The 15,119-nt window shown below is 74.2% G+C and carries 14 protein-coding genes; 5 read left to right on the top strand and 9 right to left on the bottom strand.

What is annotated here, in order from left to right:
* The first annotated feature begins 31 nt into the window (after positions 1–31).
* The 3 genes from V4F39_RS18275 to V4F39_RS18265 are packed head-to-tail and all read left to right on the top strand — an operon-like array spanning position 32 to position 3,506.
* Positions 32–1,459, top strand: coding sequence for an NAD(P)/FAD-dependent oxidoreductase (locus V4F39_RS18275; RefSeq protein ID WP_332291199.1), 1,428 nt, complete (start codon positions 32–34; stop codon positions 1,457–1,459).
* Complete coding sequence (locus tag V4F39_RS18270; protein ID WP_332291198.1) at positions 1,456–2,250, top strand: DUF1365 domain-containing protein; 795 nt, start codon at positions 1,456–1,458, stop codon at positions 2,248–2,250. The genes V4F39_RS18275 and V4F39_RS18270 overlap by 4 nt, the downstream gene beginning before the upstream one ends.
* The gene (locus V4F39_RS18265; protein ID WP_332291197.1) at positions 2,247–3,506 is read left to right on the top strand and encodes a cyclopropane-fatty-acyl-phospholipid synthase family protein; all 1,260 of its coding nucleotides are present in this window, start codon (positions 2,247–2,249) and stop codon (positions 3,504–3,506) included. The genes V4F39_RS18270 and V4F39_RS18265 overlap by 4 nt, the downstream gene beginning before the upstream one ends.
* A gap of 38 nt (positions 3,507–3,544) precedes the next feature.
* On the opposite strand, the gene V4F39_RS18260 is transcribed toward V4F39_RS18265, so the two are convergent.
* Genes V4F39_RS18260 through kdpF form a run of 9 tightly spaced genes read right to left on the bottom strand, consistent with a single transcriptional unit; the run spans position 3,545 to position 12,834 of the window.
* Positions 3,545–3,763 carry a DUF2788 domain-containing protein gene (locus V4F39_RS18260; RefSeq protein WP_332291196.1) on the bottom strand — a complete coding sequence of 73 codons (219 nt, stop codon included), beginning with the start codon at positions 3,761–3,763 and terminating at the stop codon, positions 3,545–3,547.
* The gene (locus V4F39_RS18255; RefSeq protein ID WP_332291194.1) at positions 3,763–4,560 is read right to left on the bottom strand and encodes a DUF2189 domain-containing protein; all 798 of its coding nucleotides are present in this window, start codon (positions 4,558–4,560) and stop codon (positions 3,763–3,765) included. The genes V4F39_RS18260 and V4F39_RS18255 overlap by 1 nt, the downstream gene beginning before the upstream one ends.
* 59 nt (positions 4,561–4,619) lie before the next feature.
* On the bottom strand, positions 4,620–5,315 hold the full coding sequence (kdpE, locus tag V4F39_RS18250) for a two-component system response regulator KdpE (RefSeq protein ID WP_332291193.1): 696 nt from the start codon (positions 5,313–5,315) through the stop codon (positions 4,620–4,622).
* Positions 5,316–5,325: 10 nt separating this feature from the next.
* The gene (locus tag V4F39_RS18245) at positions 5,326–8,040 is read right to left on the bottom strand and encodes a DUF4118 domain-containing protein (RefSeq protein WP_332291192.1); all 2,715 of its coding nucleotides are present in this window, start codon (positions 8,038–8,040) and stop codon (positions 5,326–5,328) included.
* A gap of 30 nt (positions 8,041–8,070) precedes the next feature.
* Positions 8,071–8,202 carry a hypothetical protein gene (locus V4F39_RS18240; RefSeq protein ID WP_332291190.1) on the bottom strand — a complete coding sequence of 44 codons (132 nt, stop codon included), beginning with the start codon at positions 8,200–8,202 and terminating at the stop codon, positions 8,071–8,073.
* Positions 8,199–8,873, bottom strand: coding sequence for a potassium-transporting ATPase subunit KdpC (gene kdpC, locus V4F39_RS18235; RefSeq protein WP_332291189.1), 675 nt, complete (start codon positions 8,871–8,873; stop codon positions 8,199–8,201). The genes V4F39_RS18240 and kdpC overlap by 4 nt, the downstream gene beginning before the upstream one ends.
* A 22-nt stretch (positions 8,874–8,895) precedes the next feature.
* A complete protein-coding gene (gene kdpB / locus V4F39_RS18230; protein ID WP_332291187.1) occupies positions 8,896–11,004 on the bottom strand; it encodes a potassium-transporting ATPase subunit KdpB in 2,109 nt (702 codons plus the stop codon).
* Positions 11,005–11,020: 16 nt separating this feature from the next.
* A complete protein-coding gene (kdpA, locus tag V4F39_RS18225; protein ID WP_332291186.1) occupies positions 11,021–12,730 on the bottom strand; it encodes a potassium-transporting ATPase subunit KdpA in 1,710 nt (569 codons plus the stop codon).
* Positions 12,727–12,834, bottom strand: a complete 108-nt coding sequence (kdpF, locus tag V4F39_RS18220) for a K(+)-transporting ATPase subunit F (protein WP_332291184.1) — start codon at positions 12,832–12,834, stop codon at positions 12,727–12,729. The genes kdpA and kdpF overlap by 4 nt, the downstream gene beginning before the upstream one ends.
* A gap of 130 nt (positions 12,835–12,964) precedes the next feature.
* Here kdpF and V4F39_RS18215 point away from each other — a divergent pair, with 130 nt between their 5' ends.
* Complete coding sequence (locus tag V4F39_RS18215) at positions 12,965–14,449, top strand: sensor histidine kinase (RefSeq protein ID WP_332291183.1); 1,485 nt, start codon at positions 12,965–12,967, stop codon at positions 14,447–14,449.
* Positions 14,446–15,084 carry a response regulator transcription factor gene (locus V4F39_RS18210; RefSeq protein WP_332291182.1) on the top strand — a complete coding sequence of 213 codons (639 nt, stop codon included), beginning with the start codon at positions 14,446–14,448 and terminating at the stop codon, positions 15,082–15,084. Before V4F39_RS18215 ends, V4F39_RS18210 begins: the two co-directional genes overlap by 4 nt.
* The last annotated feature ends 35 nt before the right edge of the window (positions 15,085–15,119 follow it).

Here is a 15,119-nt window from a genome sequence, read left to right as displayed (position 1 = left end):
CTGCGTAGAAACGGCCAGCAGACCTCCATCCATGACGACCGCCAGCGCGCCTCCCCCCGCCACCGGACCCGACGGCCCGGTGCTCGACATCGCCGTCATCGGCAGCGGCATCTCGGGCCTCTCGGCCGCATGGCTGCTGTCGCGGCGCCACCGCGTCACGCTGCTGGAGGCCGATGCGCGCCTGGGCGGCCACAGCAACACGGTGGAGGCGGCGGCAGCCGGGGCGCCGGGCGGCCGGGTGGCGGTCGATACCGGCTTCATCGTCTACAACGAGCCCGCCTACCCGAACCTCACGGCGCTGTTCCGGCACCTCGGCGTCGAGACGCGGCCGACCGAGATGTCGTTCGCCGTCAGCCTCGACGACGGCGCGCTGGAGTATTCGGGCACCAACCTGCGCGGGCTCTTCGCGCAGCCGCGCAACCTGGTCAGCCCGCGCTTCTGGGCGATGCTGCTGGAACTGCTGCGCTTCTACCGCGAGGCGCCGGGCGACGCCGCCTCGGCCGGGAACCTGTCGCTCGACGAGTACCTCGACCGCCACGGCTACGGCCGCGCCTTCCGCGACGACCACCTCTACCCGATGGCCGCGGCCATCTGGTCGACGCCGGCCGCGCAGGTGGGCCGCTACCCCACCGAGGCCTTCGTGCGCTTCTGCGAGAACCACCACCTGCTCAAGCTCAGCGGCCGGCCGGCGTGGCGCACGGTGGCCGGCGGCAGCCGCGAATACGTGCGCCGCCTGGCGCAGGCCATCGGCCCCGGCGTGCGGCCGGGCTGCGGCGCGGTGGCCGTGCACCGCGGCGCCGACGGCCTGCGCGTGGCCACCACCGACGGCCGGCCGCCCCAGCGCTTCGACCAGGTGGTGATCGCCACGCACGCCGACCAGGCGCTGCGCCTGCTGCCCGATGCGGATGCCGACGAACGCCGGCTGCTCGGCGCCTACCGCTACAGCCGCAACCTCGCGGTGCTGCACGGCGACGAGCGCCTGATGCCGCGGCGCCGCGCGGTGTGGTCGAGCTGGAACTACCTGGCCGACCGCCGCCGCCACGAGGCGCCGTGTGTCACCTACTGGATGAACCGGCTGCAGGGCGTGGGGGGCGATGCGCCGCTCTTCCTCACGCTCAACCCGGCGCAGGCGCCGCGGCCCGAGTCCGTGCTGCACACCGAGGTCTACGAGCACCCGCTCTTCGACGCCACCGCCATCCGCACGCAACAGCACCTGTGGGCCCTGCAGGGCCGGCACCGCACCTGGTTCTGCGGCGCGTACTTCGGCGCGGGCTTCCATGAAGACGGCCTGCAGGCGGGCCTGGCCGTGGCCGAGGGGCTGGGCGGCGTGCGCCGGCCCTGGTCGGTGCCCGACGAGTCGGGCCGCATCCACGTGCACCACGGGTTGGCGCTCGTGGGGGCCGAGCACCTGGCCGCGGCGGCGCCGGCCTGCACCTCGTCGCACGAGAAAACGTCATGAGCGCAGGCTCCGCGCTGTACACGGGCGTGGTCACCCACCAGCGCCTGCGGCCGATGCGGCACCGCCTGCGCTACCGCGTCTACTCGCTGCTGCTCGACGTCGACGAACTGCCGGCGCTCTCAAGGCGGCTGCGGCTCTTCTCGCTGAACCGCTTCAACCTCTTCAGCCTGCACGAGCGCGACCACGGCGACGGCAGCGGCCTCGGCCTGCGGGCCTACGTGGAGGGCCGGCTGCACGAGGCGGGCATCGAGGCGGGCGGGGCGATCCGCCTGCTGACGATGCCGCGCATCCTCGGCTACGCCTTCAACCCGCTGAGCGTGTATTTCTGCGACGGGCCGGACGGCACGCTGCGCGCCATCCTCTACGAGGTCAACAACACCTTCGGCCAGCGGCACAGCTACCTGATCGAGGTGGACGAAGGCCAGCGTGGGGCCGGGCGCATCACGCAGGGCTGCGCCAAGCAGTTCCACGTCTCGCCGTTCCTCGGGCTGGCGATGGGCTACCGCTTCGACATCCGGCCGCCCAAGGCCGAGGGCGAGGGCCTACGCATCGGCGTCACCGCACACGACGACGAGGGCCCGGTGCTCGTCGCCCACTACGGCGCCCGCCGCCGGCCGCTGGGCGATGCGGCGCTGGCCCGCGTGTTCCTCACCCATCCGCTGCTGACGCTCAAGGTCATCGCCGCCATCCACTGGGAAGCCCTGCGGCTGTGGGCCAAGGGCGCGCGCGTGCAGCCGCAGCCGGCCGCGCCCGCACGGCCCGTCACCGTCATCAAGCCCGGGAGCCCATGAACATTCCGCACTCCACCGCCGCGCTGGCCGCCGGCACCGGCCGCCGCCCCCTCGCCGCGCTGCTGCGGCGCCCCCTGCATCGCCTGCTGCGCCGGCTGCTGCGGGCGGTGCACTGCGGCGCGCTCGTGGTCCACCTGCCCGATGGCCGGCGCCTGGAGGCGCGCGGCGCGGCCGACGGCCCCCATGCGGCCCTCACGCTGCACCGCTGGCGGGCGCTGGCCCGGCTGGCGCTGGCGGGCGACATCGGCCTGGCCGAGGCCTACCGCGACGGCGACTGGTCGACCGACGACCTGCCGGCGCTGCTGGAATTCGGCCTGCGCAACGAGGCCGCCTGGGGCGGGGCGCTCGATGCGCCGTGGCCGGTGCGCGCGCTCTTCCGCCTGGCCCACCGCGCCCGGGCCAACACCCGCCGCGGCAGCCGGCAGAACATCTCCTTCCACTACGACCTGGGCAACGGCTTCTACGCGCAGTGGCTGGATCCGGAGCTGATCTATTCGAGTGCGCTCTACGCGCCGGGCGTGCAGTCGCTGGAAGAAGCACAGGCCGCCAAGCTGGAGCGTGTGCTGGCGCTGCTGCAGCTCGACCGCCTGCCGGGCCCGGCCTCGATCCTGGAGATCGGCTGCGGCTGGGGGGCGCTGGCCGCGGCGATGGCGCGGCGCCATCCGGCCGCCATCACCGGGCTCACGCTCTCGGCCGAACAGCTGGCGCATGCGGGCGCGCGGCTGCGCCGCGAGGGGCTCGACGGCCAGGTCGAGCTGCGCCTGCAGGACTACCGCGACGTGGAGGGCGAGCACGACCGCATCGTCTCGATCGAGATGCTGGAAGCCGTGGGCGAGCGCTACTGGCCGGTGTACTTCGAGACGCTGCGCGAGCGGCTGCGGCCGGGGGGCATCGCGGTGCTGCAGGTGATCACCATCGCCGACGCGCATTTCGAGCACTACCGCCGCGGGGCGGATTTCATCCAGCGCTTCATCTTCCCCGGCGGCATGCTCCCCTCGGTGGCGGCGCTGCGCGCGCAGGCGGGGCGGGCGGGGCTCTCGTTCACCGTGGCCGAGAGCTTCGGGCCGAGCTACGCCGCCACGCTGGCGGAGTGGCGCCGCCGCTTCCTGCAGGCCTGGCCCGCCATCGAGGCCCTGGGCTTCGACGAGCCGTTCAAGCGGCTGTGGGCGTACTACCTCGGCTACTGCGAGGCGGGTTTCCGCACCGGCCGCGTCGACGTCGGGCTGTACGTGCTGACCAAGGACGCGGCGGCTTGACGGCCGGCGCGGCGTTCATCGCCGCCGCCGCGCCACGGTCATTCGGCGATGCCCTTGAGGAAGTACTTGATGACGCCCTTGGCCAGGAAGCCCACCAGCCCCAGGCCCAGCCCCAGCAGCAGCACGAAGGTGCCGAAGCGCCCGGCCTTCGATTCGCGCGCGAGCTGCAGGATGATGAACACCATGTACAGCATGAAGGCCCCGAGGCCGAAGGTCATGCCGAACCAGGCGAACTGTTCCTCGGTGTAGCCGAACATCAGCCGCGCTCCTGCGCGCCGGCGGGGTCCACCAGGTCGCGGTAGGCGTGCCAGCTCGCGTGCGCGAGCCACGGCGCCACGACCACCAGGCCCAGCAGCAGCGGCAGCATCGCCAGCAGCGTCAGCGCCACCAGCAGCAGCGCCCACAGCGCCATCGGCACCGGGTGCGCCATCACCACGCGCCAGCTCGTCAGCACCGCGCCGAGGATGCCGATGCGCCGGTCGAGCAGCAGCGGGATCGCGACCACGCTCGACGCGAACACCGGCGCGGCCAGCAGCGCGCCGAGCAGCACCCAGGCCTCGAACAGCAGGCCGCTCTCGGCGAGCACGACGTGGCGCAGAAAGTCTTGCGGGTTGTCGATGCGCGCCGGCGCGAAGCCGGTGATCAGCGAGGCCGAGGTCACCACCCAGCCGGTGCCGGCAAAGGCCAGCAGCACGCCGAAGACCACCAGCCGCCCGTCGTCCGGGTACCAGGTGCGCAGCGCGGTGCGCAGCGTGGCGGGCTGCCGCCGCTCCAGCGCACGGCTGATGGCGTAGAGCCCGGTGGCCAGGATGGGCGCCACCAGCAGGAAGCCGGTGAACGCGCCTGTCAGCAGCCAGAAGTGGTGGCGGGCCAGCACGAGCAGCGTGCCGCCAAAGAGCGCCAGCAGTAGCCCGTGCAGCAGCCCCGGCGCCGGGCAGCGCATCAGGTCGTGCCAGCCGCGGGCCAGCCAGCGCAGCGGCTGGGCCGAGGGGATGGGGCGCACGCCGAGGCGGCGTGTTTCCTGCAGGGCGTGCTCTGCCAGTTTGTGGGGCATGCGGGATGCTCGCACCGGCTGCGGCGGCACGGCTTGACCTGCGTCATGCCACGCCGGGTTCAGCCCGGCACGAAGCGGTAGCCGATGCCCGATTCGGTCAGCAGGTGCCGCGGCCGCGACGGATCGGGCTCCACCTTCTTGCGCAGGTTGGCCATGTGCACGCGCACGTAGTGCGTGTCCTGTGCATGGCCGGGGCCCCACACGGCCTGCAGCAGCTGCCGGTAGGTCAGCACGCGGTCGGGCTCGCCGGCCAGGTGGGTCAGCAGCCGGTACTCGATGGGCGTGAGGTGCAGCGGCTCGCCGGCGCGCTCGACCACCCGGCGTGCCAGGTCGATCCGCACGTCGCCGAAGCGCAGCACCGGCTCGCTGCCCGGCGCCTGGCGGGCGTGGCGGCGCAACTGGGCGCGCACCCGGGCCATCAGCTCGCCGGCGCCGAAGGGCTTGACGAGGTAGTCGTCGGCGCCGGCATCGAGCGCGGCGATCTTGTCGGCCTCGGCGCTGCGGGCCGAGAGCACGATCACCGGCGCCGCCGACCAGCCGCGCAGCCCGCGGATGAAGTCGACGCCGTCGCCGTCGGGCAGGCCGAGGTCGAGCACCACCAGGTCGGGCCGGCGCGTGCCGGCGTCGATCAGCGCGCGGCGCACGCCGTCCGCCTCGAAGGCCTCGTGCCCCTCCGCCTCCAGCGCCATCCGCACGAAGCGGCGGATGTCGGCCTCGTCTTCCACCACCAGCACGCGCGCGCGCAGCTCCGTCATGCCTGCCCCGTCAAGTTGCCGCCTCGCCGCCATCATCGCGCGGCGGCTCGCCGCGCGGCAGCAAGAGCGTGAAGCGCGCGCCGCCGCCGGGGCGCGTGGCGCCGTGCAGGGTGCCGCCGTGCGCCTCGACGATCGCGCGGCAGATCGCCAGCCCGAGCCCCACACCGGCGGTGGCGCTCTCGCGCGCGCCGCGCTCGAACTTTTGGAAGATCGCTTCCTCCCGCCCCGGCGGCAGGCCGGGGCCGTGGTCGTCGACCTGCACCCGCACCTTGTCGCCGTCGACCCGCGCGCCGATCGCCACCGGCGTGCCCGGCGGCGTGTACTTGGCGGCGTTCTCCAGCAGGTTCACGAACACACGCTCCATCAGCACCGCGTCCAGGTGCAGCAGCGGCAGGTCGTCGGCCAGCGCCACCTGCACCGGCCGGCCGGCCAGCGAGGGAGCGCAGGCCGACAGCGCGCTGCCCACCACTTCCTCCAGCGGCTGCCACTGCAGGTCGAGCTGCACCGCGCCCGATTCGAGCCGCGCCATGTCGAGCAGGTTGTTGACCTGCGCGTTCATGCGCATCGCCGACTGGCGGATCGCCTCGGCCACGGCCTGCTGCTCGGGCGACGGCGGCGGCCGGGTCAGGCCCAGCGTCTCGGCCAGGCCGACCAGCGCCGCCAGCGGCGTGCGCAGGTCGTGCGAGATGGCCGACAGCAGCGAGTTGCGCAGGCGCTCCGATTCGATCTGCACCGTGCTGGCCTGCGCGACCTCGATGTAGTGGATGCGCTCCAGCGAGATCGCCAGCAGCGACGCGCAGGTCTCCAGCAGGCGCCGCTGCTCGGGGCCGATGGGGCGCGCGTCGCCGGGCTCGACGGCCAGCACCCCGCGCAGGCGCATCGGCGCCTTCAGCGGCAGCACGAGGCAGGCGCTGGCCGGCAGCGTGCCGGTGCCGCGGCCGGCGGCCTCGCCGCGGTCGAAGGCCCATTGCGCGACGCCGTCGTCCACGGTCGCCGTGGCGCCGGGCAGCACCTGCAGGCGGTCGTGCGCGTCGGCGGCCAGGAGCGCGCTGCGGGCGCCGAACTCGGCGGCGAGGAAGCGCGCGCCGATCTCGGCCACCTGCGACGGCAGCAGCGCGGCGGAGAGGTCGCGCGACATCTCGTAGAGGCTGCGCACCCGGTGCTCGCGCTGCGAGGCCACCGCCGCCTGCTGCTTGAGCCCGGCGGTGAGCTGCCCGATCACCAGCGCGACGACCAGCATCACGCCGAAGGTCACGAGGTACTGCACGTCGCTCACCGCGAAGGAGAAGCGCGGCTGCACGAAGAGGTAGTCGAACAGGCCCACGCCGACAAACGCCGCCAGCACCGCCGGCGCGCGGCCGAACGCCAGTGCCACGCCCACCACGGCCAGCAGGAAGAGCATCACGATGTTGCTCAGCTCCAGCACCCGGACCAGCGGCATCGCCGCCACCGCGGTGAGGCCGCACACCGCCAGCGCGGCGGCGTGGCCGCGCCAGGGCCAGAGCGCGGGCTGGGCGAGGGGCCGGGCGGCGGACGGCGTGTTGGCCGAGGCCCGTCCCGCGGCGGGCAGGGCGACCTGCAGCACGTCGAGTTCGTCGGACAGCCGGGCGATGCGCTCGGCCAGGGTGCTGCGCCAGCGCGGCAGGCGGCCACGGCGCCGGGCGGGGCGGCCGAGGACCAGGCGCGGCAGGTTGTGCTCGCCGGCGTAGCGCACCAGGGCCGCGGCGGGGTCGGGGGCGGTCAGGGTGCCGACCTGCGCGCCCAGTTCCTGCGCCAGCTTCAGCGCCGCGAGCGCGGCCGGCCGGCCGCCGGGCGCGGCCTGCGCGGCCGCCGGCGTCTCGACGTGCACCGCGTGCCAGCCGACCTCCAGCTGGGCGGCCAGCCGGGCGCAGCTGCGCACCACCTGCTCCTGCCCGCCGCCGGGGCCGATGCAGGCCAGCAGCGCCTCCCGGTGGGGCCACACCGGCTGCGCGCCGTGCACCGCGCTGCGGCGGCGCCAGGCGAGCACCTCGTCGTCGACGCGGTCGGCGGTGCGGCGCAGCGCCAGCTCGCGCAGGGCCAGCAGGTTGCCCTTGCGGAAGAAGTGGGCGGCGGCCTGCTCGGCCTGCTGCGGCAGGTAGACCTTGCCGGCCTTCAGCCGGGCCAGCAGTTCGTCGGGCGGCAGGTCGACCACCACCACCTCGTCGGCATCGTCGAACACGCGGTCGGGCACGGTCTCCCACACCCGCACGCCGGTGATGCGGCTGACGATGTCGTTCAGGCTCTCCAGGTGCTGCACGTTCACCGTCGTCCACACGTCGATGCCGGCGTCGAGCAGCTCCTCCACGTCCTGCCAGCGCTTGGGATGGCGCGAGCCCGGCGCGTTGCTGTGCGCCAGCTCGTCGAGCAGCACCAGCGCGCCCGGGTGCGCGGCGCCGAAGGCCAGCGCCGCGTCGATGTCGAACTCGGGCAGCGTGCGCCCGCGGTGCGCCATGGGCCTGAGCGGCAGCCGCGGCAGCCCGCGGGCCATCGCCTCGGTGTCGGCGCGGCCGTGGGTCTCGACGAGGCCGACGGTGACCGGCACGCCGGCATCGGCGGCCGCGCGGGCCGCGGCCAGCATCGCGTAGGTCTTGCCGACGCCGGCCGAGGCGCCGAAGAACACCTTCAGCCGGCCGCGGGCCGCGCGGGCGTCGTCGGCCTGCACCTGCTGCAGCAGCGCGTCGGGGTCGGGGCGGTCAGCGTGCATCGGGCGCAGGGCGGGGGAGCCGCGGGGCAGTCATCGGCGTATGGTCGCATCCCGGCGGCGCGGCGCCCGCCCGCGGCGCCCCAGCAGCCAGCGCGCCAGCGCCAGCGGCAGCACCAGGGCGAGCAGCGCGCCGAGCGCACCCAGCAGCACCTCCACCGTCACCGCCCGGGCGCCGCCGGGGCGGCCATCGCGTCGAGCGCCAGGTTCAGCGCCAGCACGTTGACCGTCGGCTCGCCCAGCCAGCCGAGCCAGGGCGCCTGCGCGTGGCGCTCGATCAACGCGGTGACCTGCGCGAGCGGCAGCCCGCGCGCCCGCGCGACGCGGGCGGCCTGGTAGTCGGCCGCTGCGCGGCTGATGTCGGGGTCGAGCCCGCTGGCCGAGGCCGTGACCAGGTCGACCGGCACCGGCGCGGTGTTGCCCGGGTCGGCCGCGCGCAGCGCCGCGATGCGGGCCTGCACGGCCTCCCGCAGCGCGGGGTGGCTCGGCCCGAGGTTGGCGCCGCCGGAGGCGCCGGCGTTGTAGGGCGCGGGCGCGGTGGCCGAGGGGCGGCCCCAGAAGTGCCCCGGCGCGCTGAAGGCCTGCCCGACGAGGCGCGAGCCGACGACGCGCCCCCCGTGCTCGACCAGGCTGCCGTTGGCCTGCGCGGGGAACACCCCCTGCGCGATGCCGGTGACGGCCAGCGGGTAGGCGAGGCCGGTGATCACCGACAGCGCCGCGAAGAGCACGAGCGCGGGCCGCAGCAGCCCGGCGTGCCGGGCGGCGCCGGCGGCCTGCGCGGGCTGGGCGGACGGGGCCGGCGTGTGGCCGGCGAGGGGGGAGGAGGAGGTGTCCATTCGAGCGTTCCTTGAAGGGGACTCAGGCCAGGCCGGCCGAGGCGATCAGCAGGTCGATCGCCTTGATGCCGATGAACGGCACCAGCATGCCGCCCAGGCCGTAGAGCAGCAGGTTGCGGCGCAGCAGCGCGGCGGCGCCGACGGCGCGGTAGGCCACGCCCCGCAGCGCCAGCGGGATCAGCACCACGATGACCAGCGCGTTGAAGACCACCGCCGACAGGATGGCCGAGGCGGGGCTGGCGAGCTGCATCACGTTCAGCGCGGCCAGCTTCGGGTAGGTGGTGACGAAGGCCGCCGGCACGATCGCGAAGTACTTCGCCACGTCGTTGGCGATGCTGAAGGTGGTCAGCGAGCCGCGGGTCATCAGCATCTGCTTGCCGGTCTCGACGATCTCGATCAGCTTGGTCGGGTTGCTGTCGAGGTCGACCATGTTGCCGGCCTCCTTGGCGGCCTGCGTGCCGGTGTTCATCGCCACCGCCACGTCGGCCTGCGCCAGCGCGGGCGCGTCGTTGGTGCCGTCGCCGGTCATCGCCACCAGCCGGCCCGCGGCCTGGTGCTCGCGGATCAGCCGGAGCTTGGCCTCGGGCGTGGCCTCGGCCAGGAAGTCGTCGACGCCGGCCTCGGCGGCGATGGCGGCGGCGGTCAGGCGGTTGTCGCCGGTCACCATCACCGTCTTGATGCCCATGCGGCGCAGCTCGGCGAAGCGCTCCTTGATGCCGCCCTTGACCACGTCCTTCAGCTCGACGACGCCGAGCACCCGCAGGCCCTCGGCCTGCCCGGCGGGCCGCAGGTGCCATTCCATGACGACGAGCGGCGTGCTGCCGCGGCGCGCGGTGTCGTCCACCAGGGCCTGCAGCGCCGCGGGGAAGCTGCCGCCCAGCGCCTCGACCTGCCGGCGGATCGCGTCGGCTGCGCCCTTGCGCAGCATGCGCGTGCCGCCGCCGGCGGCGGGCAGGTCGGCGCCGCTCATGCGGGTCTGCGCGGTGAAGTGGACGAACTGCGCCCCGAGCGCCTCGACGTCGCGCCCGCGCAGGTCGAACTGCTGCTTGGCGAGCACCACGATGCTGCGGCCCTCGGGCGTCTCGTCGGCCAGCGAGGCGAGCTGCGCCGCGTCGGCCAGCTCGGGCAGCCGCACGCCGGGCGCCGGCAGGAAGGCGGCGGCCTGGCGGTTGCCGAGGGTGATGGTGCCGGTCTTGTCGAGCAGCAGCACGTCCACGTCGCCGGCGGCCTCCACCGCACGGCCCGAGGTGGCGATCACGTTGGCCTGCATCAGGCGGCTCATGCCGGCCACGCCGATGGCCGAGAGCAGCCCGGCGATCGTGGTCGGGATCAGGCACACCAGCAGCGCGACCAGCACCACCAGCCCCACCGGGCTGCCGGCGCCGCTGGCGGCGACGCCGAAGGCCGAGAAGGGCAGCAGCGTCGCCACCACGCCGAGGAACACCAGCGTGAGCGCGACCAGCAGGATGGTCAGGGCGATCTCGTTGGGCGTCTTCTGCCGCTTGGCGTTCTCGACCATCGCGATCATGCGGTCGACGAAGGTCTCGCCGGGGTTGACCGCGACGCGCACGACGATCCAGTCCGACAGCACGCGCGTGCCGCCGGTGACGGCGGAGAAGTCGCCGCCGGATTCGCGGATCACGGGCGCGGATTCGCCGGTGATGGCGCTCTCGTCGACCGAGGCCACGCCGTCCAGCACCTCGCCGTCGGCGGGGATGGTGTCGCCGGCCTCCACCAGCACGAGGTCGCCCTTGCGCAGGCCGTCGGCCTCGTGCGGCAGCCAGGCCATCGCCGTGCGCGGCGTGCCGCGCTCGTGGCGCTTGTCGAGCTTCTTGGCGATGGTGCGCTTCTTCAGCCCGCGCAGGCTGGCCGCCTGCGCCTTGCTGCGGCCCTCGGCCAGCGCCTCGGCGAAGTTGGCGAACAGCACCGTGAACCAGAGCCACAGCGCCACCGCGATGGCGAAGCCGCCGGGCTGCGCCGCGGCCAGCGCGGTGGTGAAGGCGCTGCCGACGTAGACGACGAACATCACCGGGTTGCGCCACTGCACGCGCGGGTCGAGCTTGCGCAGCGCGTCGCGGCAGGCGGGGCCCACCAGCGCGGGGTCGAACAGGGGCAGGGTCTTGCGTGTCATGGGCTGGGCCTTCTCTTCAGCGCGTCCACAGGGCGAGGTGCTCGGCGACGGGCCCGAGGGCCAGCGCCGGCACGTAGTTCAGGAGGCCGACCAGCAGCACCGTGCCGATCAGCAGCACGACGAACAGCGGGCCGTGCGTGGGCAGGGTGCCTTCGGTGGCGGCCAGGCGCTTCTTGGCGGCCAGCGCGCCGGCGATGGCCAGCACCGGCAGGATCACGCCGAAGCGGCCGATCGCCATCGCCACCGCCAGCAGCCCGTTGTAGAAGGGGGTGTTGGCCGACAGGCCCGCGAAGGCGCTGCCGTTGTTGTTGGCCGCCGAGCTCAGTGCGTACAGCACCTCGGTGAAGCCGTGCGGCCCGGGGTTGAGGATGCCGGCGCGGCCCGGCGCCACGCCCACGGCCACCGCGGTGCCCAGCAGCACCAGCAGCGGCGTCACGAGGATGGCGATGGCCGCCATCTTCATCTCGAACACCTCGATCTTCTTGCCGAGGTACTCCGGCGTGCGGCCGATCATCAGCCCGGCGATGAACACCGCCAGGATCGCGAACACCAGCATGCCGTAGAGGCCCGAGCCGACGCCGCCGAAGATCACCTCGCCGAGCTGCATCAACACCAGCGGCACCGCGCCGCCCAGCGGCGTGAAGGAGTCGTGCATCGCGTTGACCGCGCCGCAGCTCGCCGCGGTGGTGATCACCGCGAACAGCGACGAGGCGCCGATGCCGAAGCGCGCCTCCTTGCCTTCCATGTTGCCGCCGGGCTGGCCGGGGCCGGCCGCCGCATCGACGCCCAGCGCCGAGAGCTGCGGGTTGCCCTGCTGCTCGAAGGCGGTGGCCGCCACGACGCAGAGCACGAACACCACGCCCATCGCGGCGAGCACGGCCCAGCCCTGGCGCAGGTCGCCGACCATGCGGCCGAACACCCAGCACAGCGCCGCCGGGATCGCGAAGATCGCCAGCATCTGCAGGAAGTTGGTCAGCGCCGTCGGGTTCTCGAACGGGTGCGCCGAGTTGGCGTTGAAGAAGCCGCCGCCGTTGGTGCCCAGCATCTTGATGGCGAGCTGCGAGGCCACCGGGCCCATCGCCAGCGTCTGCGCGCCGCCGGGCTCCAGCGTGCCGACCACCGCATACGGCGCGAGGTTCTGGATCACGCCCATCCCGGCCATCGCCAGCGCGAACACGAAGGCCAGCGGCAGCAGCACCCACAGCGTCGCGCGGGTCAGGTCGGCCCAGACGTTGCCGATCGCCTGCGCGCCGTGGCGGGCGAAGCCGCGCACCAGCGCGACCACCACCGCGATGCCGGTGGCGGCGGAGAGGAAGTTCTGCACCGTCAGCGCGAGCATCTGCGTGAGGTAGCTCATCGTCGTCTCGCCGCCGTAGCCCTGCCAGTTGGTGTTGGTGGCGAAGCTGACGGCGGTGTTGAGGGCCGAATCCACCGGTACCGCACCGAAGCCCTGCGGGTTCAGCGGCAGGCCGCCCTGCAGGCGCTGCAGCGCATACACCGCAAGCATGCCCAGGGCGTTGAAGAGCAGCAGCCCCGCGGCGTAGCGCAGCCAGCCCGTCTCTTCCTCGGGCCGCACGCCCGCCAGGCGGAAGAGCGGGGCTTCCAGCCGGCGGCCGAGCGCGAAGCGCCCGGCCATCACCGCGTCGATCCACCGGGCCAGCGGCCAGGCGATGACGAGCAGGGCCGCCACGAAGGCGCCCAGCAGCAGCCATTGCGCGGTGGTCATGAAAAGTCCTCCGGCCGCAGCAGCGCGGCGGCCAGGTAGACGAACAACAGGCTCGCCAGCACGGCGGCGAGCACATCGAAGGCTTCTGTCATGGCGATGTCCAAGGCATCTCCGAAAAACCGGATGGAGAAATGCTAGGAATCGCCGCATCAAGACGGCCGCAAGATTGCGGCGCGGGGCATCAAGAAAGCATCAAGACGCCGGCGTGCCGCGGCCGCCCCGCACAATCGCCCCATGCAGCGACGAGGGCGGGTGCTTTGGGCGGGGTGGCTGGTCTGGGCGGTGGTGGCCGCCGGCGGCGCCCTGGTGCTGGCGCGCGCCGAGCTGTCGAGCCTGCGCGACGACTTCGAGACCCAGGCCCGCATCGCGCACCGGCTCTTGAGCCAGCAGGTGGTGCAGTACGACGCGGTGCTGTCGACGCTGGCGATGCTGGCGCCCTCCGGCGACGACCGGCCCGAGACGCGGCTGCCCACGGTCTACCAGTCGGTGCTGGAGGTGAACCGGCGCCTCGACGGCGAGGAGTGGCCCGACAGCGCGCTGGAGCTCGCGGAGGGCGAGTCGCGCAGCCTGCGCCGGGCGGTGGTCGTCAACGCGCGGCTCGACCAGGGCCGCTACCAGCTGCTGAAGGCCGGCCGCCGCGGCAGTTATGCGCTGCGCATCGACCTGGCCGCCGCCATGGTGTGGCGCGACTGGCCGATGGACCCGGCCGCCAGCCCGGTGCGCCTGGCCATCGCCCATGGCGGGCAGTCGTACGTGGTGCAGGCCGGGCGGCAGGACGCCGGCCTGGCCTGGGGCCGCTGGGTGTACAGCTTCAGCAAGCCGCTGGCCTCGGCCAGCCAGGCCTTCGACGTCGAGGCGGCGCGGGTGGTCGCCTGGCAGGAGCTGCCCTGGGCGGCCATGGCCGGCTGGGTGCTGGGCGTGTCGGTGCTGGCGGGTGGGCTGCAGGCGTGGTGGGGCCAGCGTGTCGCGCGCCGGCGGGCCGAGGAGCTGCTGCGGCTGGGCCAGGTGGCGCGGCTCAACAGCCTGGGCGAGCTGGCGGCCGGCATGGCCCACGAGCTGAACCAGCCGCTCACCGCGGTGATGGCCAACACGCAGGCCGCGCGGCGGCTGCTGGACGAGGACCCGCCCGAGCTCGACACCGCGCGCGGCGCGATGGCGCAGGCCGCCGCGCAGGCGCGCCGCGCGGCCGACGTGGTGGGGCGGCTGCGCGGGCTGATCGAGCAGCCGGCCGGCGCCGGGGCGCTGCAGCCGGTGGCGCTGCACGAGGCCGCCGAGCGCGTGCTGGACCTGCTGGAGCCCGAATGCCGGCGCCGCGACGTGGCGGTGCCGGTGGTCGCGCAGGACGCGGCGGTGCAGGTGCAGGCCGATCCGGTCGCGCTGGAGCAGATCGTGCACAACCTGCTGATGAACGCGCTGCAGGCGCTGGACGGCGTGCCGGCGGCCGAGCGGCGGCTGGCGCTGTCGGTCTCGCGGGAGGGCGGCCAGGGCCTGCTGGCGGTGGACGACACCGGCCGCGGCATCGCACCCGAGGCGCTGCCGCGGCTGTTCGAGCCTTTCTTCAGCACCCGCGACGGCGGGCTCGGCCTGGGCCTGAGCCTGTGCGAGACGCAGGCCGCCACGATGGGCGGCAGCCTCGCCGCCGCCAACCGCGTGCCCCGCGGCGCGCGCTTCGAGCTGCGGCTGCCGCTGGCGCCGGGGCAGCAGGGGCAGCAGGCATGACGGGTTATCAATCGCCGCTGATCCACCTCGTCGACGACGACCAGGCCGTGCGCGACGGCCTGGCGCTGCTGATCGGCACCATCGGGCTGCGTGTGCAGGCCTGGGCGCGGCCGGCGGACTTCCTGGCCGGGTTCGACCGCCAGGGCATCGGCGCGGTCGTGCTCGACGTGCGCATGCCGGGCACCAGCGGCCTGTCGGTGCTGGAGACGCTGGTGGCCGAGCGGGTCGACCAGCCGGTCATCATGCTCACCGGCCACGGCACGGTGGAGATGTGCCGCCGGGCCTTCAAGGCCGGCGCGGCGGAGTTCCTCGAGAAGCCGGTCGACGACGACCAGTTGCTCGAAGCCGTGCAGCAGGCGGTGCGCCAGCACGTGGCCACCCGCGGCCGCAGCCAGGCCGACCAGGCCGCCCGCATGCGCTTCGGGCAGCTCTCCGAGCGCGAGCGCGAGGTGCTCGGCTTCATCGTCGCGGGCCTCACGAACAAGGAGATCGCCCGCGTGTTGGGGCTGTCGCCGCGCACGGTGGAAACGCACCGCGCCAACCTGTTCGCCAAGCTGGACTGCGAGTCGCTGGCGCAGCTGATCCGCCAGTACGCGGCGCTGGTCGACGAGGCCGCGCCGGGCGGCGCTCCGTAGTTCTACGGAAGGCCGCGCGTAGCCGTACGAATGGG

Source organism: Aquincola agrisoli, from assembly GCF_036621135.1.
Lineage (GTDB): Bacteria > Pseudomonadota > Gammaproteobacteria > Burkholderiales > Burkholderiaceae_C > Aquincola > Aquincola agrisoli.
Note: the sequence above shows the minus strand (reverse complement) of the source record. Positions and strands in the feature narration are given on the sequence as shown.